This is a genomic window from Paraburkholderia sp. ZP32-5 (assembly GCF_021390495.1).
Lineage (GTDB): Bacteria > Pseudomonadota > Gammaproteobacteria > Burkholderiales > Burkholderiaceae > Paraburkholderia.
Genome location: NZ_JAJEJP010000001.1, coordinates 1,908,330 through 1,927,623, shown reverse-complemented (window position 1 = coordinate 1,927,623; position 19,294 = coordinate 1,908,330). Strand labels below are relative to the sequence as shown.

Annotated in this window: 16 protein-coding genes; 2 read left to right on the top strand and 14 right to left on the bottom strand. The window is 64.0% G+C overall.

The window, feature by feature from the left end; genetic code table 11:
- From rimO to L0U82_RS08125, 8 genes are all read right to left on the bottom strand, one after another.
- On the bottom strand, positions 1–1,395 hold the full coding sequence (gene rimO / locus L0U82_RS08160) for a 30S ribosomal protein S12 methylthiotransferase RimO (RefSeq protein ID WP_233829840.1): 1,395 nt from the start codon (positions 1,393–1,395) through the stop codon (positions 1–3).
- Positions 1,396–1,476: 81 nt separating this feature from the next.
- Positions 1,477–2,517: a tRNA dihydrouridine synthase gene (locus L0U82_RS08155; RefSeq protein WP_233829833.1), complete on the bottom strand. Its 1,041-nt coding sequence runs from the start codon at positions 2,515–2,517 to the stop codon at positions 1,477–1,479.
- 285 nt (positions 2,518–2,802) lie between these two features.
- The gene (gene phaR, locus L0U82_RS08150) at positions 2,803–3,411 is read right to left on the bottom strand and encodes a polyhydroxyalkanoate synthesis repressor PhaR (RefSeq protein ID WP_233829831.1); all 609 of its coding nucleotides are present in this window, start codon (positions 3,409–3,411) and stop codon (positions 2,803–2,805) included.
- A 138-nt stretch (positions 3,412–3,549) separates the two neighbouring features.
- The gene (locus L0U82_RS08145) at positions 3,550–4,290 is read right to left on the bottom strand and encodes a 3-ketoacyl-ACP reductase (RefSeq protein ID WP_233829826.1); all 741 of its coding nucleotides are present in this window, start codon (positions 4,288–4,290) and stop codon (positions 3,550–3,552) included.
- Positions 4,291–4,429: 139 nt separating this feature from the next.
- Positions 4,430–5,611: an acetyl-CoA C-acetyltransferase gene (locus L0U82_RS08140; RefSeq protein ID WP_233829824.1), complete on the bottom strand. Its 1,182-nt coding sequence runs from the start codon at positions 5,609–5,611 to the stop codon at positions 4,430–4,432.
- Positions 5,612–5,786: 175 nt separating this feature from the next.
- Positions 5,787–7,631 carry a class I poly(R)-hydroxyalkanoic acid synthase gene (phaC, locus tag L0U82_RS08135; protein WP_233829822.1) on the bottom strand — a complete coding sequence of 615 codons (1,845 nt, stop codon included), beginning with the start codon at positions 7,629–7,631 and terminating at the stop codon, positions 5,787–5,789.
- A 700-nt stretch (positions 7,632–8,331) separates the two neighbouring features.
- Entirely contained in the window at positions 8,332–9,195 is an 864-nt protein-coding gene (gene pgeF, locus L0U82_RS08130) for a peptidoglycan editing factor PgeF (RefSeq protein WP_233829821.1), read from the bottom strand.
- Positions 9,192–10,508 carry an RluA family pseudouridine synthase gene (locus L0U82_RS08125; protein ID WP_233829819.1) on the bottom strand — a complete coding sequence of 439 codons (1,317 nt, stop codon included), beginning with the start codon at positions 10,506–10,508 and terminating at the stop codon, positions 9,192–9,194. Before L0U82_RS08125 ends, pgeF begins: the two co-directional genes overlap by 4 nt.
- 38 nt (positions 10,509–10,546) lie before the next feature.
- Here L0U82_RS08125 and L0U82_RS08120 point away from each other — a divergent pair, with 38 nt between their 5' ends.
- Entirely contained in the window at positions 10,547–11,407 is an 861-nt protein-coding gene (locus L0U82_RS08120; RefSeq protein ID WP_233829817.1) for an outer membrane protein assembly factor BamD, read from the top strand.
- A gap of 114 nt (positions 11,408–11,521) precedes the next feature.
- On the opposite strand, the gene rlmD is transcribed toward L0U82_RS08120, so the two are convergent.
- From rlmD to surE, 6 genes are all read right to left on the bottom strand, one after another.
- Positions 11,522–12,937 (bottom strand): 23S rRNA (uracil(1939)-C(5))-methyltransferase RlmD, encoded by a 1,416-nt coding sequence (gene rlmD, locus L0U82_RS08115; protein WP_233829815.1) that lies wholly within the window; start codon positions 12,935–12,937, stop codon positions 11,522–11,524.
- Between the two features lie 152 nt (positions 12,938–13,089).
- Complete coding sequence (locus L0U82_RS08110) at positions 13,090–13,866, bottom strand: 3'-5' exonuclease (protein WP_233829812.1); 777 nt, start codon at positions 13,864–13,866, stop codon at positions 13,090–13,092.
- Positions 13,867–13,871: 5 nt separating this feature from the next.
- On the bottom strand, positions 13,872–14,960 hold the full coding sequence (rpoS, locus tag L0U82_RS08105; RefSeq protein ID WP_233829811.1) for an RNA polymerase sigma factor RpoS: 1,089 nt from the start codon (positions 14,958–14,960) through the stop codon (positions 13,872–13,874).
- A gap of 11 nt (positions 14,961–14,971) precedes the next feature.
- Positions 14,972–15,937: a peptidoglycan DD-metalloendopeptidase family protein gene (locus L0U82_RS08100; protein WP_233829810.1), complete on the bottom strand. Its 966-nt coding sequence runs from the start codon at positions 15,935–15,937 to the stop codon at positions 14,972–14,974.
- Positions 15,938–15,942: 5 nt separating this feature from the next.
- Positions 15,943–17,172: a protein-L-isoaspartate(D-aspartate) O-methyltransferase gene (locus L0U82_RS08095; protein WP_233829806.1), complete on the bottom strand. Its 1,230-nt coding sequence runs from the start codon at positions 17,170–17,172 to the stop codon at positions 15,943–15,945.
- On the bottom strand, positions 17,169–17,927 hold the full coding sequence (gene surE, locus L0U82_RS08090) for a 5'/3'-nucleotidase SurE (RefSeq protein ID WP_233829805.1): 759 nt from the start codon (positions 17,925–17,927) through the stop codon (positions 17,169–17,171). The genes L0U82_RS08095 and surE overlap by 4 nt, the downstream gene beginning before the upstream one ends.
- A 336-nt stretch (positions 17,928–18,263) precedes the next feature.
- Between surE and L0U82_RS08085 the strand changes: the two genes are divergently transcribed.
- Positions 18,264–19,238, top strand: coding sequence for an NADPH:quinone oxidoreductase family protein (locus L0U82_RS08085; RefSeq protein ID WP_233829804.1), 975 nt, complete (start codon positions 18,264–18,266; stop codon positions 19,236–19,238).
- Positions 19,239–19,294: the final 56 nt, after the last annotated feature.

The window sequence follows — 19,294 nt, the reverse complement described above, 5'->3', positions numbered from 1 at the left end:
TCAGACCTCGCCCCACAGGTCGTGGCCGTCCGCGCCGGTGATCTTCACCGACACGAAGTCGCCGACCTTGTAGCGCTTCGATGCCTTCGTCGTCGGCGCGATATACACGACACCGTCGATCTCCGGCGCATCGGCGGCGGTGCGGCCGATGCCGCCGTCGGCATTGATCTCGTCGACCAGCACCTTCAGCGTCTTGCCGACCTTCTTCGCGATGCGTTTTGCCGACACCTGCTCGGCCACTTCCATGAAGCGCGCGCGCCGCTCTTCACGCACGTCGTCGGGCAGCGCGCCGTCGAGTTCGTTGGCGCTCGCGCCTTCGACCGGCGAATACGCGAAGCAGCCGACGCGATCGAGTTCTGCCTCGCGGATGAAATCGAGCAGCGTTTCGAACTGCTCTTCGGTCTCGCCCGGGAAGCCCGCGATAAACGTGCTGCGGATCGTCAGATCCGGACAGATTTCGCGCCAGGCCTTCACGCGCTCCATCACCTTCTCGGCGTTGGCCGGACGCTTCATGCGCTTCAGCACTTCCGGGTGCGCGTGCTGGAACGGCACGTCGAGATACGGCAGCACGTGGCCCTTGTACGGACCCGCGGCCATCATCGGAATCACTTCGTCGACGCTCGGGTACGGATACACGTAGTGCAGACGCACCCACGCGCCGTATTGCGCGGCGAGTTCGCCGAGCGCGGCGACCAGATCGGACATGCGCGTCTTGATCGGCTTGCCGTTCCAGAAGCCGGTGCGGTATTTGACATCGACACCGTACGCGCTCGTGTCCTGGGAAATCACCAGCAGTTCCTTCACGCCGGACTTGAACAGGTTTTCCGCTTCGAGCATCACTTCGGCGACCGGGCGCGATACGAGATCGCCGCGCATCGACGGGATGATGCAGAACGTGCAGCGATGATTGCAGCCTTCGGAAATCTTCAGATACGCGTAGTGACGCGGCGTGAGCTTTACGCCGGCGGCGGGCACCAGATCGACGAACGGATCGTGCGGCTTCGGCAGATGGTTGTGCACCGCCTGCATCACCTCGCCGACCGCGTGCGGACCGGTCACGGCGAGCACCTTCGGATGCACTTCCTCGATCAGCCCCGAACCGCTCGCGCTTTTCTTCGCGCCGAGGCAGCCGGTCACGATCACCTTGCCGTTTTCGCTGAGCGCTTCGCCGATCGCATCGAGGCTTTCCTGCACGGCTTCGTCGATGAAGCCGCAGGTATTGACGACCACGAGGTCCGCGCCGTCATAGGTGCCGGAGATTTCGTAACCTTCCGCGCGCAGCTGCGTGATGATCTGTTCGGAATCGACTAAGGCCTTCGGGCAGCCGAGCGAAACGAAGCCGACTTTCGGCGTGACGCCCGGCGTGGCCGGCGCGTTCTGGAGGGTGGAAGACATGGGGAACCGCTTGAAGACGTTAAACCCCGAATTGTAGCGGTTCGCCACCGCTACCGCTGGTAAGTCTTTGAATTCTAGCCTTCAAATGGCGATGGCCTCGCTCGGATCGGCTTGCTCCGATGCGCTGTCTTCGTCGTCCCGGATGGTCTGTGGGATTCGCACCGAATCGCTGTCCGTCAATGCCTGCCCGATCACCACGAGGATTTCATCGGAATCCTGCAGGCGCCGGATCGCCGCGTGCAGTTCGGCGGCCTGCGGCCAGGTGCGTCGCAGATAGCTGAGCCATTGCTTGACGCGGCCATGCTCGTGACTCAGCGTGCCGCGAGCCCGCAGCTTCTTCATATAAACCGCGAGCGCGTGCAACACTTCGCGCCATTCGCCGGGGGATGGGGACGGATCCATCAGCCCACGAATACGCTGCGCGAGGAACGGATCGGAAACGGCGCCACGGCCGATCATCACGTCCGCGCAACCACTCACGGCACGGCAGCGCTGCCAGTCCTCGACGCTCCAGACTTCGCCGTTCGCGATCACGGGCACGTCGACCGCTTCGTCGATGCGTGCAATCCATTCCCAGTGCGCGGGTGGCCGGTAGCCGTCGTCGCGGGTACGCGCATGCACGACGAGCGAGGCCGCGCCGCCCTCCACGAGCGCCTGCGCGCATTCGATCGCCCGCGACGTGTCCGCCACGCCGAGGCGCATTTTTGCCGTCACCGCGATATCGGCAGGCACCGCGGCACGCACGGCCGCCACGATCCGGTTCAATTGCTTCGGATCCTTCAGCAGCATCGCGCCGCCGCCATGCTGATTGACGACTTTGGCGGGACAGCCGAAGTTCAGATCGATCCCATACGGCGACAACGTGGCCGCGTACGCGGCGTTGCGCGCCATCCATTCGGGGTCGCTACCGAGCAGCTGGATCACCATCGGTGTGCCGCTGGCGGTCACGCTGGCGTGCAGGATTTCGGGCGCCTCGCGCTCGTAGACGCGCATGGGCAACATCGAACCCGTCACGCGGATGAATTCGGACACGCAGCCGTCGAAAGCGCCCGCACCCGTCAGTACGTCACGCAATACGTAGTCCGCAAGCCCTTCCATCGGGGCGAGAAACAGCCGGCTCATGGGATGTACCGATGCACGGTTCAGCCGACGCTGACCGATGCGGCCTTCGCGACGGAAGGCACTGCCGATGGCGTGGATGTGAGAGCGGAGACAACAGCAAGCATGGGACGAATCAGGCGCAAAGCGGTGACGAAGGTAATCAGGGTAACGACGGCGATAACGGCGCGGCGCGGGCGGTGGACGTTCCGTCGCCCGGCGAATCCGGCCGCGGCGGCACAGTGCCGCGCTCGGGCAAGCCGCGATTGTATCGCGTCGGCGACCCGGCCCCGCTTGTCGCTCGCGCCGTTACTTCTTCTCCGCTTCCGGATTGTCCTGCGGCGTGGCAGGCGTGCCGCCCGCGTTCACCGCGCCGCCCGGCGTGAACGGGAACGTGGCGAACATCGTCTTCGCCTGGTTCTGCATCTGCTCCTGCATCTGCACGAACATGTTCTTCGACTGCTCGATATAGCTGGTCATCATGCCCTGCATCATCGGCGCCTGCATGTTCATGAACTGCGACCAGACTTCCGGATTCATCGCCTTGCCTTCATAGAGATTCTTCGACTGGTCGGCGAGCTTCGCCTGAATGTCGATGAAGGCCTGGATGTTCTTTTCCAGGTACGTGCCCATCATGCCCTGCATCGCATGACCGTAGAACCGGATGATCTGCGACAGCATCGACGACGAGAACATCGGCAGACCACCGCTCTCCTCTTCGAGAATGATCTGCAACAGGATCGCACGCGTCAGGTCCTCGTTGCTTTTCGCATCGATGACCTTGAAATCCTCCTGATCCAGCACGAGTTGCTTCACATCAGTCAGCGTGATGTAGGTGCTTGTCTCTGTGTCGTACAGCCGACGATTCGGATATTTCTTGATCAGTCGTTCGGCCGTTTTCTTTGTAGTAGTAGTCATGTAACGCCTTTAAGCTCGAGTTAAGCAAGCGCGGAAACGGCGTCCAGGCCGTGCAAGGATCCGATTGCACAGCCGGGACGCCGGCGGAAAACCCTCTGAGCCACAGCGCGCCACCTCGTGAGCAGCGCGCCCGGGGGCTCAACCCATATGCAAACCGCCGTTCAGCGAAAAATCGGCGCCCGTCGAGAAGCCCGATTCATCCGACGCGAGCCACGCGCAGATCGAGCCGATTTCGTCCGGATGGCCCAGGCGGCGCACCGGAATCGTCGCGACGATTTTTTCCAGCACGTCCGGGCGGATCGCCTTGACCATGTCGGTGCCGATATAGCCCGGCGATACGGTGTTGACCGTCACGCCCTTGGTCGCCACTTCCTGCGCGAGCGACATCGTGAAGCCGTGAATGCCGGCCTTCGCGGTCGAATAATTGGTCTGGCCGAACTGGCCCTTCTGGCCGTTCACCGACGAAATATTGATCACGCGGCCCCAGCCACGCTCGACCATGCCGTCGATCACCTGCTTGGTGACGTTGAACAGGCTGGTCAGGTTGGTGTCGATCACCGCGGTCCAGTCTTCGTGCGTCATCTTGCGGAACACGACGTCGCGCGTGATGCCGGCGTTGTTGACCAGCACGTCGATCTCGCCGACTTCGGCCTTGACCTTGTCGAACGCGGCCTTGGTCGATTCCCAGTCACCGACGTTGCCTTCTGATGCGACGAAGTCGTAGCCGAGCGCCTTCTGCTCGTCGAGCCACTTCGCGCGGCGCGGCGAATTCGGGCCGCAGCCGGCGATCACCTTGAAGCCCTCCTTGTGCAGACGTTGGCAGATGCTCGTGCCGATGCCGCCCATGCCGCCTGTTACGTATGCAATTCGCTGTGTCATAAACCACACTCCATTATCGTTTTCGAGGGGCCGACCGGACATCGACCGGCCACCTCCTGCCTCGCCTGACGCTGATTACGCGTGCCGCCGCGCGAGCGGACGGCAACCCGCACAGCCGGCGCGGCGCACCCAGCGTTCGTTACATGCGCTCGACCGCCAGCGCGACACCCATGCCACCGCCGATGCACAGCGAAGCCAGACCCTTCTTCGCGTCGCGCTTCTGCATTTCGTGCAGCAGCGTAACGAGAATCCGGCAACCGGACGCGCCGATCGGATGGCCGATCGCAATCGCGCCGCCGTTCACGTTGATCTTCGACGTGTCCCAGCCCATCTGCTTGTGCACCGCGAGCGCCTGCGCGGCGAACGCTTCGTTGATTTCCATCAGGTCGAGATCGGCCGGGCTCCAGCCCGCGCGCTCGAGACAGCGGCGCGAAGCCGGCACCGGGCCCATGCCCATCACCTTCGGATCGACGCCCGCGTTCGCGTACGCCTTGATGCGCGCGAGCGGCGTGAGGCCCAGCGCTTCAGCCTTCTTCAGCGACATCACCAGCACCGCGGCCGCGCCGTCGTTGATACCCGACGCGTTCGCGGCCGTCACCGTGCCTTCCTTCGAGAACGCCGGCTTCAGGCCCGCGAGCGCTTCGGCCGTCACGCCGTGGCGCACGAATTCGTCGGTCGCGAAGCGCAGCGGCTCGCCCTTGCGCTGCGGAATTTCGACCGGCACGATTTCATCGTCGAAGCGGCCAGCTTTCTGCGCGGCTTCCGCCTTGTTCTGCGACAGCGCCGCGAACGCGTCCTGCTCTTCGCGCGTAATGCCGTATTCCTTCGCGACGTTCTCCGCCGTCACGCCCATGTGGTACTGGTTGTACACGTCCCACAGGCCATCGACGATCATCGAGTCGATCAGCTTCGCATCGCCCATGCGGAAGCCGTCGCGCGAACCCGGCAGCACGTGCGGCGCGGCGCTCATGTTTTCCTGGCCGCCCGCGACGACGATGTCCGCGTCGCCCGCGATGATCGCGTTGGCCGCGAGCATCACGGCCTTCAGACCCGAGCCGCACACCTTGTTGATCGTCATGCCCGGCACCGCCGACGGCAAACCGGCCTTGATCAGCGACTGACGCGCGGGATTCTGGCCGGAGCCTGCCGTCAGCACCTGGCCGAGGATAACTTCGCTCACCTGCTCCGGCTTCACGCCGGCGCGTTCGAGGACGGCACGCACTGCAATTGCGCCGAGTTCAGGGGCGGCAATCTTGGCCAGCGAACCACCAAATTTGCCCACTGCGGTACGAGCGGCCGATACGATCACAACATCAGTCATTTCAATATCCTCCGGGCACCTCGGCCAACCACGCCGCAGCCCGTTACGTTAAAGATTCCGTTGCACTTGCGCGTTCGTTTGCGCCTTCATCACGCGTTCATCAACCAGACGCTCATTCACCTGCTAAAACCTGCTAAACACCCATCGCGAGCCGCGGCTTGCTGCTTACCGCCGCTCACTCCCGTTGCCGCACGTAGCGGCCCGGCGCCGGCTCGATAACCGGGAATTCATCCGAGCCGGCCGTGGCGCGCGGCTTCACCTTCTTGCCGCCGTACTGATCGAGCCACTCGGTCCATTCGGGCCACCAGCTGCCGGGTACTTCTGTCGATGCGTCGAACCATTCGTTCGCGGTTTCCGGCAGCGTTTTCTGATCGGTTTCGAGTTTCCAGAAACTGCGCTTTTTCTTCGCCGGCGGATTGATCACACCCGCGATATGACCGGACGCGCCGAGCACGAACTTGAGCGGCCCGGACAGCAGCGGCACCGACGCATACGCGGTTTGCCACGGCACGATATGGTCTTCACGCGAACCGTAGATGAACGTGGGCACGTCGATCTTCGACAGATCGATCTGCTCGCCGCAGGTGGTCAGCGCACCCGGTTCTCGCAGCTTGTTCTCGAGGTACGTGTTGCGCAGATACCAGCAATACATCGGGCCCGGCAGGCTGGTCGAGTCGCTGTTCCAATACAGCAGATCGAACGGCACCGGCATGCGGCCCTTCAGGTAATTGTCGACGACGTAGTTCCACACGAGATCGTTCGGCCGCAGGAACGAGAACGTGTTGGCGAACTCGAGGCCACGCATCAGGCCAGGCGGCGTGCCGCTCTTGCCGCCGATGGTCTGCTCGCGCATCTGCACGTGAGCCTCGTCGACGAATACGTCGAGCACGCCGGTGTCGGAGAAATCGAGCATCGCGGTGAGCAGCGTCATCGACGCGGCCGGGTGTTCGCCGCGCGCTGCGGCCACCGCCAGCGCGGTGGCGAGCATCGTGCCGCCGACGCAGAAGCCGAGCGTATTGATCTGCTCGCGTCCACTGACTTTGCGCACGGTGTCGATCGCGGTGAGCACGCCCTCGCCGATGTAGTCGTCCCACGTCTTGTGCGCGATCGATTGATCCGCGTTGCGCCACGAAATCAGGAACACCTGGTGACCTGAATCGAGCCCGTGCGCGACCAGCGAATTCTCGGGCTGCAGATCGAGGATGTAGAACTTGTTGATACACGGCGGCACGATCAGCAGCGGCCGCTCGCGTACCGTCGGCGTGCGCGGCTTGTACTGGATCAACTGCAGCAGATCGTTTTCGAACACCACCGAGCCTTCGGTATTCGCGAGATTTTCACCGACCGCGAAACGCGATTCGTCGGTCTGCGAGATCTTGCCGCGCTGCATGTCACCGAGCAGATTCATCACGCCCTGGCGCAGGCTCTCGCCCTTGCTGTCGAGCAGCGTTTTTTGCGCTTCGGGATTCAGTGCGAAGAAGTTGCTGGGTGATGCCGCGGCGGTCCACTGCTGAACCGCGAAACGGATGCGCTCGCGCACCTTCGGCTGGGTGTCGAGTGCGTCGACCATCTCCTGTAGATAGCGCGCGTTCAGCAGATACCAGGCGGCGGTGAATGCATAGGCCGGCGTCGCGCTCCAGGCTTCCGCGCTAAAGCGCCGGTCCTTGAGTTCGGGCGCCTTGCTGGTCGACGTGGCGGCCTGCTGGATCAGCTCCATCGCCTCGCGCGAGTAGTCCGTTTGCAGCTTCTGCAAACGCTCGGGCGGAATCGCGGCGGTGGGGATGTTCAAGGCAGGGAACGACGGTAGCGACGGGATCGCGCCAGTGGCCAGCTTGCTGAAATCAGGCATGCCGGGAAACGACGGCATTTGCGGGAATCCCGCCGGCGGTGTGAACGGCATCTGCGCCAACGGCGGCATGCCAGGCATCTGCGGCATCGGAGGAACCTGGAACGGCGCGCCGGCGGACGGCACACCGAACGATCGCCATGCGTTCATCCAGGTGTCAAGAAACTGCTGCACGCCCGCGGCTGACGATGCGCCGCTCGTACCGGCCTGCTGCGTTTGCTCCTTCGGGGAGTCCGTGCTGGAGGAAGCTGAGGAATGAGATGCAGCCATACCTGCTTTTGACCGGTAAGTCCTTACGGACGGGTTGAGAGGCAGGTTCGTGCGCACGTGGCGATTGCTCACGACTTCGTCACGCCCTGTCCCGTTACAACGAGGAGCTTGGGAGGAACATTTTTGCTCCCCATCACAAGGCATGTCAATGCTTGTTCCCGATTTTGCCGCAGTGCGACAGTTTTTTAATTATCGTTTTCCCTGTAAGTAAAATTGCGATTCAACCGCGCAACTCGTCGGCACCGCCGGTAGGCGGAAAAAACTCCCATGATGCATGGTATTTAAGGATTTTTTATACATCCGGCGCGCACGCGGGTCTGTCTCGATTCGCCTTACCGTGAGCATTCCGGCAGCGCAGCAAAATCGACCGGCGCAACTCGCCGATAGCGTGGATTCATGCGGGCTTGCGCGGTCTCAGCGATGTCTCGCGCGTCGCGAAAACGCTGTTGAAAACGACGCCGCGGAAGGTGCCGCGAACGGGGTTGCAAACGGCGCGCGCTGGTCCGAAATCGTGTCGAAACTTCAACCGCGATTTGCCGGCCAAGACGCGCCGTTCGATTCGTAATCGTATGAAGATGCGCGCAGCCATGCGCATCCGCACCGCTCAATCGGCGAGCGTCTGGGCCTGATCGTCGAGCCAGATCAGCGCGGCCATGCGGCCGGTGTCGCGATCGCGGCGATAAGAGTAGAAACGCTCGCGCAGCGTGACCGTGCACAGATCGCCGCCGCTCACGCGCATGACGCCCAGCCGTTGCAGACGCAAGCGCGCGAGTGCCGGCAGATCCGCGAGATATTTACCGGCATTCGACGGGTGCGCGACGAAAGCCGCCGCGGTCTCGTCGCGTTGCGCGCCATCGACGCCGTTCATGAACGCGTCACGCACGTCAGGGCCGACTTCGAACGCAGTGGGTCCAATCGCCGGACCGAGATACGCGTAAAGCTCGCTCGCCTCGATGCCGGCGAGCGTGGCGACGCGCTGCGCGGTCTGCTCGACGATACCCGCCGCCAGCCCGCGCCAGCCGGCATGCGCGGCGCCGACCGCGCGGCCCGACCCGTCGCACAACAGCACCGGCATGCAATCGGCGACCATCACGATGCACGCGAGGCCCGCGCGATCGGTGACGCTCGCATCGGCGCGCATCGGCGTGTGATGTTCGTGCGTGTACGCGAGTGCATCTTCCGCGCGCACGATGCCGGCGCCGTGTATCTGTTCGAGCCACGCGGCGTCGCGAACGCCGGCCAGTTCGAGCAGCCGCGCACGATTGCACGCGACGGCGGCCAGATCGTCGCCGGTTTTCATGCCGAGGTTAAGGCCGCCGGGCTGATCCGCGCCGGCGCGCCAGCGGCCGAACGGCGCGTCGCTGACACCGCCGTCGCGTGTGGTCACCAGCGCGCGCACGCGCGGCGACACGTTCCATGCGGGTTGCACGACATCGACGAAACTCAGCTCCGGCAAATTCGTGCTCATGCGCGATCGTCCTCTTCGTGGTCGTCGTCCTCTTCGTGGTCGTCGTGATCTTCGTGGCCGTCGTCTTCGTGATCGGCGAGAGTGTCGTCGGCGGCCTCGTCGGCGTCATCGTAATCGGATGCGTCGTGGCCGTCGTCGTACTCGTCGTATCCGTCGTCGAACTCGCCCGCGTCGTCACGCCCGAGACCAAGTTCCGCCGACAGCGCCTCGATATCGGCCGGCACGTCGGCACGCCATTGCATCGAGCGCCCGGTTTGCGGATGAATCAGCCCGAGGCGCCACGCGTGCAGTGCTTGGCGCGCGAAACCGCCAGGCAGCGGTGTGACCGAGCGCTTGCCGCGCGCGCGTCCATATACCGGATCGCCAAGCAGCGGATGCCCGATGTGCGCGCAATGCACGCGGATCTGATGCGTGCGCCCGGTCTCCAGATCGCAATGGATCGCGGTGACCGGCTGACGCTGCCAGATCGCCGAACTAACGCGCCGGAAATGCGTGCGCGCCGGCTTGCCGGACGCGCCCGTCACGACCGCCATGCGCGTGCGCTCACGCGGATCGCGGCCGATCGGCGCGTCGATCGTGCCTTCGTCGGGCATGTTGCCCCACACCAGCGCGAGATAGCGCCGCTTCACCGTGCGCGCCTGCAACTGGCGCACGAGATCGGTCTGCGCTTCGAGCGTGCGTGCGACCACCATCAGCCCGGAGGTCTCCTTGTCGAGCCGGTGCACGATACCCGCGCGCGGCAGCCCGGCAGCCGCCTCGCCGTAGCGGTGCAGCAGACCATTCAGCACGGTGCCGCTCCAGTTGCCGGCGGCCGGATGCACGACCATGCCGGCCGGCTTGTTGATGACGACGAGCGTATCGTCCTCATAGACGACCTCGAGCGGCACCGGCTCCGGCGTGAACGCCAACTGCTCGGGCAGCAGATCGGGCACGAGTTCGATCGTTGCGCCAAGCGGCACCGGCTGGCGGATCTTCGCAGGCTTGCCGTCGACGCGCACCCGCTGCGCCTCGATCCAGCTTTGCAGACGGCTGCGCGAAAACTCGGGAAACACCCTGGCGAGCACTTTATCGAGGCGCTCGCCGGCCAGTTCATCGGGGACGACGACCGTGCGCGGCGTCTCGTCGGCCGCGCGGCCGGGTACCGTCGGCACGGTGGCCGCGGCGCCTTGCGCGCCGCTTGCGGCAGGCGCGTCGCCGCTGAAATCGTCGTCGAGGGAATCGACGCCCAACGCGTCGGCGGGGTCGGCGCTTACGCTATAATCTTTGTTGCTATTCCCGGCGCCTGCGGTGCCTGGAGTATTTGAGCGGGTCATTGAGTCTGAGTCACCTGGACGTAAAGCTAGACTGGAAAATGCGAGCCTTGAACACCATCACTAAAGCGGCGATCAATTTGGCGGCCATCAAGAAAGCGGCCCGGAAAGTGGCCGGATACATCGCGTGCGCGGCGGCCGTCGTCGCTGTCGCGGCTTGCCACGGCCTGCCGGAGAAGACCGACGAAACGGCTACGTGGAATAACAACAAATTATATACGGAGGCGAACGACGCCTTGACCGGTGGTGACTTCGGCAAATGCGCGAAATATTTCGAACAGCTCGAAGGCCGCGACCCGTTTGGCCACTTCGCACAGCAGGCGCAAATCAACGTCGCCTACTGCAACTGGAAAGACAATGAAAATGCAGCCGCGGACCAGGCCGTCGACCGCTTCATCCAGCTGCACCCGGATCACCCGGACATCGCCTACGCGTACTACCTGAAGGGCATGATCCACTTCAACGACGACCTCGGTCTGTTCGGCCGCTTCTCCGGCCAGGACATGAGCGAGCGCGATCCGAAGTCGCTGCGCGAATCGTACGATGCGTTCAAGGTAGTGGTAGACCGCTTCCCGAACAGCAAGTACGCGCCGGACGCCGCGCAACGCATGCGCTATATCGTCAATGCGCTCGCATCGCACGAAGTCCACGCGGCGGATTACTACTATCGCCGCGGCGCGTATGTGGCAGCGATCAACCGCGCCCAGCTGGCGTTGCGTGAATACAAGAACGCGCCGGCCATCGAAGACGCGCTGCACATCATGATCCTGTCGTACCAGCGGCTGAACAATCCGCAACTCGCGGATGACACGCGCCGCATCCTGGCGGGTACCTTCCCCGACAGTCCGTACATTACCGGCCACGCACGGCCCGGCACGGTCAAGTCCTGGTGGCAGTTCTGATGCATCGTCAGCCCCTTGGCTGAGCACTGACAGACAGCGACCTGAAAACAAAAACGCCACGACCTCGGTCGTGGCGTTTTTATTTGTGCACCGCGTGTCCCACGCGCGCCGGATTCAATCCCGCTCGAACAACGCAATCGATTCCACGTGCGACGTATGCGGGAACATATTGACGACGCCCGCGCCCACCAGCCGGTAGCCGGCCTCGTGCACGAGCAGGCCGGCGTCGCGCGCGAGCGTGGCCGGCGCGCACGACACGTAGACGATGCGCTTCGGCAGCGGCCCGTTGCCGCTCTGCGCAATCTCCGCGAGTGCCTTCGCGACCGCGAGCGCACCTTCGCGCGGCGGATCGATCAGAAACTTGTCGAAGTGGCCGAGCGCGCGCAGATCGTCGGCGGTGACTTCGAACAGGTTGCGGCACGCGAACGACGTATGCCCGGCAACACCATTCAACTCCGCGTTGGCGAGCGCGCGCTGGGTCAGCACCTCGCTGCCTTCGATGCCGACCACTTCCCGCGAAATCCGCGCGAGCGGCAGCGTGAAATTGCCGATCCCGCAGAACAGATCGAGCACGCGGTCGGTCCGCGCCGGCGCGAGCAGCCGCAACGCGCGGCTGACCAGCACACGGTTGATCGCGTGATTGACCTGGGTGAAATCGGTCGGCTTGAACGGCATGCGGATGCCGTATTCCGGCAGCGTGTAATCGAGTTCGACGTCGAGCGGATAAAGCGGCGTGACCGTGTCGGGACCACCCGGCTGGATCCAGAATTGCACGTGGTGCTCGTCGGCGAACTCGCGCAGCACCTGTTCGTCCGCGGCGGTGAGCGGCTCGAGATTGCGCACTACGAGTGCGGTGACCGACGAGCCGACCGCGAGCTCCAGCTGCGGCATACGCTCGTAGATCGACAGCTTGCGGACCATGAAGCGCAGCGGCATCAGCATCGCGGACACATGTGGCGGCAGCACCTCGCACGTCTTCATGTCGGCGATATAACTGCTCTTCTTCTCGTGAAAGCCGATGCGCATGCCGCCTTTTTCCGGCAGGTAGCGCACCGCCAGACGCGCACGATAGCGATAGCCCCACGACGGCCCGTGAATCGGCCGGAAGACCGTTTCGGGCCGCAGCTTCGCGAGATGCCGCAGGTTGTCTTCGAGCACGCGCTGCTTGACCGCGACCTGCGCGCGCACGTCGAGATGCTGCATCGAGCAACCGCCGCAGATGTCGAAATAGCTGCACTTCGGCTTCGTGCGGATCACGCTTTCGCGGAACACCTGCACGACTTCGGCCTGCTCGAATTTGGGCTTGCTGCGATGCGTCGAATAACTGACGAGTTCGCCCGGCAGCGCGCCTTCAACGAACACCACCTTGCCTGGCGTGCCGTCCTCGCTCTCGGTGCGGCCCACGCCGCGCGCTTCCATATCGAGCGAGACGATTTCGATGACCGGCTCCTTGCCGGTGATAGCGAGCGCTGGCGCCGGGGCGGGTTTATGACGCTTCGGCGAGCGACGATGGGGGGCAGTTCGGGACACCTGCGACTTCCTGACAGACTGAAGGGGAAAGGCGAGATTGTAGACGAAGCGCCGCGCTTGCCACGCGCCTGGAGCGTGCGGTGGTCGCGGGAGCCGGCGGGTTTAGCCGTTGGACGCCCGCGCACACTCAATCGCCAGACTCAGAAGCAAACTCACTGCTCGAAGGCCGCCAGGTACTCGGCCCATTGCGGCGCGGTTTCGAGCGCGAGCGCGTTCTTCACCAGATTGATCTCGTCAGCATACTCCGCCGGCTTAAGGCCGCCGCGCATCAACTGGAAGCGGCAATACAGCAGGTACGTGTTGACGACGTCGGTCTCGCAGTAATTGCGGATTTCGTCGATGCGCCCTTGCTGGAACGCCTGCCACACCTGGCTGCCGTCCATGCCCATCTTGCCTGGAAAGCCGCACATCTTCGCGAGCGCATCGAGCGGCGCGTTCGCGCGCGCCTGATACATCGCGAGCACGTCCATCAGATCGGTGTGGCGCGCATGGTAGCGGCTGATGTAGTTGTTCCACTTGAAGTCGCGGTCGTCCTCGCCGAGATCCCAGAACCGGTATGCGGGAATGCCGTTGACCAGCGCGCGGTAGTTCAGCACCGGCAGATCGAAGCCGCCGCCGTTCCATGACACGAGTTGCGGCGTGTACTTCTCGATCACGCGATAGAACGACTGCACGAGCGCTGCCTCGCCATCTTCGGGCGTGCCGAGCGAGCGCACGCGAAAGCCGTTGCTGTCGCGGAACACGCAGGAAATCGCCGCGACCCGTTGCAGATGATGCGGCAGGAAATCGCTGCCGGTCTTTTCGCGGCGCGCGGCAAACGCATGCTCGGCGACTTCGGCGTCGCTCATCGAGGCGGACAAATCTTCAAGACGGCGGATGCCGGCGACATCGGGAATCGTCTCGATGTCGAAAACAAGAATCGGTGTCATCTGGGTTATAGAACGGCGTCCTTGCGAACACCGTTTGACGCGAAGAAGCGCTTCAGCCGTACCAGCGCTTCCTGTTGGATCTGGCGCACACGCTCGCGCGTGAGGCCCATTTCATCGGCCAGTTCCTCGAGCGTGGCGGGCTCGATATGGTTCAGGCCGAAGCGGCGTTCGATCACGTGGCGATGCTTGTCCGACAGACGCGCGAGCCACGCGCGCGTCAGCGTTTCGAGCTCACGATGCTGTACTTCGGCGTCTGGAGACTGGCTTTGGTCGTCTGACAGCAGGTCGAGCAGACTGCTCGCCGGATCGAGATCGAGCGGCGCGTCGAGCGACGCGGTGTGCTCGTTCAGCGCGAGGATGTCGGTGACTTCGTCGGTGGTCTTGCCGGTCAGATAAGCGATGTCGTCGATGCTCGCATCGCGCCGCTCCGCCGCCTCGCCCGAATTCATCGAGTTCTTTTCGAGATGCCGCTTTGCGCGCAGCACCTGATTGAGTTCGCGGATCACGTGCACGGGCAGGCGCACGGTGCGCGCCTGATTCATGATCGCGCGCTCGATGCTCTGGCGAATCCACCACGTCGCGTAAGTCGAAAAACGGAAGCCGCGCGTCGGATCGAATTTCTCGATCGCGTGCATCAGGCCGAGGTTGCCCTCCTCGATCAGATCGAGCAGCGGCACGCCGCGATTCAGGTAACCCTTCGCGATACTGACGACGAGCCGCAGATTGCGCTCGATCATTACCTGGCGCGCTTCGAACTCGCCGGCCTTGGCAAGGCGCGAATATTTCTGCTCTTCCTCGACGGTGAGCAGCGGCTTCACGCTGATGCGGTTCAGATAGTGCTGAATGGTGTCGGCCGTGAGTTCGGCCTGCAGTAACGCGCGGAAATCGTCGGCGTCCGGGGCTGCGTCGCTGCTACCCTCGCGGGCGTCAGATGCTTCGCCGTCTTCGAGGCCGCCCTGGCGCTCGTCGAGATCACGCTCTTCCGCGATCTCTTCTTCCACTTCCGAAGCGCCGCTTTCGTCCACTGCGGCGGACGAGGCTTCGCTGATCTTCTCAGACTCGGCTTGCGGCGGGCGGCGCTTCGATTTCGGCATGGTCGTATCGCTTATTGCGGCGGCAAGTACTTCAGTGGGTCGACAGGTTTACCCTGCCGGCGAACTTCGAAATGCAACATCACGCGGTCGGAATCACTATTGCCCATCTCAGCGATTTTCTGACCTTTCGTCACCGCGTCCCCCTCTTTTACCATCAAAGCGCGGTTGTGTGCATACGCGGTGAGATAAGTTGCATCATGCTTGATGATAATGAGATTGCCGTAACCACGCAGCCCATTTCCGGCATATACGACCCGGCCGTCCGCGGAAGCCTTGACCGGCTCGCCCGCGGAACCGCCGATATTGACGCCCTTGTTGGTCGTGTCGTTGAACGTATTGAGCAGCGGGCCGCGCACCGGCCACGCAAATGCGACGTTGCCCGCGGCGGCGCTGCCCGTGTCGCTCGCCGCGCCCGGCGTAGCCGGAACCGCGCCGTTCGCCGTCGCGCCGTTTGTCGCGGGGCCGGTCGTGCCGTTCGGGCTTGCGCCATACAGCGGCGGCATCGCGGCGCCCACGGCGGCCGGCGCGTTATTGGCGAGCGGCGCGCTTTGCACGGTGCCGTTCGGCCCGATCGGCGCGGTCGCCACGCCTGGCGTCAGCGCCGAGGGATTCGCGCCCGGCGGAACGACGCGCAATAACTGGTCGACTTCGATCTGGTTAGGGTTGGTCAGATTGTTCCACGCCGAAATGTCGCGGTAATTCTGTCCGTTCTCGAGTGCAATGCGGTACAGCGTGTCGCCCGGCTTCACGCGATAGTAGCCGGGAGGCGGCGGGCCGAGCGGCACGGCCGGTTGCGACGCGGCGCCGGGCGCGGTGGCGAGCACACCGCCGCTGGAACGGTCGACGACGGGCGCCTGGTCGAGCCGGGAGGCACAGGCCGTCATCAACAGGGACAAGGCGAGCACGCACACGCTGCGCTGGGTTACGGTCATTGTGGAATTCGGGGTGGTTCTCTGCATCGCGCGCAACATACTCATCGGTGTCAAATCACTCCGGATTTTAAGGGTACAAAGAAAACGCGATCAAGCCGCGACTCACGCCACTGCGCGGGCCCGACGCGCTCGACCAGCGTCAGCACCTGGCTTTGTCCTTCCTGCGAACCGACCGGCGCAACCAGACGTCCGCCGATCGCGAGCTGTTCCAGCAGCGCCTGCGGCACGTCGAGGCCGGCGGCCGCGATCACGATCGCATCGAACGGCGCCGCCGACGGCAAACCGAGCCGCCCGTCGCCGTAGTGCAAGCGGATATTCGGAATGCGCAGCGGGCGCAGATTCGTCTTCGCGCGCTCGGACAGCGGCTTGATACGTTCGATCGAATAAACCTCGCGCGCGACCCGGCTCAGCACCGCCGCCTGATAGCCGCAGCCCGTGCCGATTTCGAGCACGTTGTTCAGTTCGCGGCCGGCCGCCGCAAGCTCGATCATCCGCGCGACCACCGATGGCTTCGAGATCGTCTGGTGATGACCGATCGGCAACGCCGCGTCTTCGTAAGCCTGAGCCGCGAGGCCCGGGTCGACGAACAGGTGGCGCGGCACGGCGGCCATCGCATTCAGCACGCGCTGATCGGTCACGCCATTCGCACGCAGGCGTTCGACCATCCGTTCACGAACCCGTTCCGAAGTCAGCGCCAAAGCGTTGTTGGCCGCGCTGTTCATGGTGGTGCTCATCAATCCGCCCAACGCGGTGTTCGGCGTGGCGCCGCGATCGCTCACGCGAGGCGCGGACTTGACGGCCGGTTGCGCTTGCGGCTGCAGTGGCGATGACGAGGCACGCGCACCCGGACCTCGCGCATGCGTCGCAGGCTTGCCCGATTTGACCGGCGGCTTGACTGACGACTTGGGTGTCTGCTTGACTGCTTGCCGCGCCGACGTACCAGCCGGCCCGTTGCCCGATGTCGCCGAGGGTCTTGCGACCGGCGCGGCCTGCGGCTTCGGCGGAATCGCCGCCGATGCCGCGGCGCCGCTCTGAGCCTTCGCCTGGGGAATCACCTGGGATCGCGCCGCCTGCGAGTTCTGCGCGCCGGTGGACGCCCTCGCCTGCGTTCGACCCGCGCCGCCCTGTGTTTGCTTAGTCGACGACTGTCGGGTATTGAGCGCCGCGCTCGCCGCGATCGCCGCCGCGCGCATTTCACCCGGACGTCCCTCGGGCCGGCGCGGCTCGCGCACCAGGTCCTCGAGACCGAGCGGAAAGCGCTTCGCGCGCTCGCCGGTCATGAATCGCTGCTGCCGGCACGCAACCAGTCGCGCGCCGCGGGCAGCATTTGCGTGTAAGTCAGATCGAGCTGCAGCGGCGTGATCGACACGGCGCCGTTGGCGACCGCGTGGAAATCGGTGCCTTCGCTCGCGTCACGCGCGCTGCCCGATGCGCCGATCCAGTAGATCGGCTCGCCACGCGGGTTGGTTTGGCGGATCACCGGCTGCGACGGATGCCGTTTGCCGAGGCGCGTAATCCGCCAATCGCGCAGCTGTTCATATGGCAGATTGGGAATATTGACGTTGAGCAGCGGATGCCCGGGCAACGGCCGTTCGAGATAATGCGCGACGATATCGGCGGCAACACGCGCCGCGTCTTCGAGATGCACCCAGTCTTTATCGACGAGTGAAAACGCGATGGCCGGCACGCCGAACATGATGCCCTCGGTGGCGGCCGCGACGGTGCCGGAGTACAGCGTATCGTCGCCCATGTTCTGGCCATTGTTGATGCCTGACACGACGAGATCCGGCGTGTGATCGAGCATGCCGGTCAGCGCGATATGCACCGAGTCGGTCGGCGTGCCGTTCACATAATAGAAACCGTTGGCAGAACGCAGAACCGATAGCGGCCGCGACAGCGTCAGGGAATTCGACGCGGCGCTGCAGTTCTGTTCGGGAGCCATCACGGTGACGTCCGCGATCGGCTTGAGCGCTTCGTAAAGCGCGGCCAGGCCCGGCGCCAGATAACCGTCGTCATTGCTGAGTAGGATTCGCATGCGGCGATTGTAACCGAGGAAAGATGGCACGCGAACGACACCACCGGCGCGCGCCCGCGACAGGCGCGACGCTCGTGCGGGCTGGCGTTTTTGCGTGCGAAGATGCGAGCAAACCTGTGTGCGAAGTTACGAACATTCGGCACGCGAATGCGGTGCGAGCTGTCGGTCAGGCAGCGTCAATCGAAGCAGCACGCCATGCGCTGCAATACGCGAAGCGCAACCTGAACTGCAACGGCCTCTCGCAATTACATTGCAACTGCACCGCAACAAATCGCACGGTCGTGCGAATTAATTTACACTCGAAAACATTGCGAACCCTGAACAAACGGAGACACGATGCGCGCGATTCGCTGCAAGCAATACGGCCCGCCCGAGAGCCTGGTCGTCGATAACCTGCCGGATCTCGAAGCGCGGCCCGGCCATGTCGTGATCGACGTGAAAGCCGCGGCGGTGAATTTTCCGGACGTGCTGATCATCGAGAACAAATACCAGTTCAAGCCGCCGTTGCCGTTCACGCCGGGCTCGGAAGCGGCAGGTATCGTGCGCGCGGTCGGCGCGGGGGTCACGCGCTTCAGACCGGGCTCGCGCGTGGCCGCGTTCACCGGTTCGGGCGGCTTCGCCGAACAGGCACTCGCGCCTGAATCGGCCTGCGTGCCGCTCGACGACGACGTGCCATTCGAACTCGCGGCCGCGTTCACGCTCGCGTATGGCACATCGCATCACGCGGTGATCGATCGCGGTGCATTGCAGGCCGGCGAAACGATGCTCGTGCTCGGCGCGGCCGGCGGCGTCGGGCTCGCGGCCGTCGAAATCGGCAAGGCACTCGGCGCGCGCGTGATCGCGGCGGCATCGAGCGATGAAAAACTCGCGACCTGCGTCAAGCACGGCGCCGACGCGACGATCAACTACAGCACCGAGGATCTGCGCGAACGCATCAAGGCGCTCACCGACGGCAAAGGCCCCGACGTGATCTACGATCCGGTCGGCGGCATCTATTCGGAGCCTGCGTTTCGCAGCATCGGCTGGCGCGGACGCTATCTGGTCGTCGGCTTCGCGAACGGCGAGATTCCGAAACTGCCGCTCAATCTGATGCTGCTCAAAGGTGCAAGCGTGGTGGGCGTGTTCTGGGGTGACTTTGCGAAGCGCGAATCCCAGCGTAATCACGCGGCGTTCGAGCAGATGGTCGGATGGATTCGCGAAGGCAAACTGAAGCCCTACGTATCGGCGCGCTATTCGCTCGACGACACTGCTCGTGCGTTGCGCGACATGGCCGAGCGTCGCGTGATCGGCAAGGTCGTGATTACGCCTTGATGGCAAAAACGGCGTGGAGCCTGAAAGCAGCTTTCAGACTCCACGCCGTTTGCAAT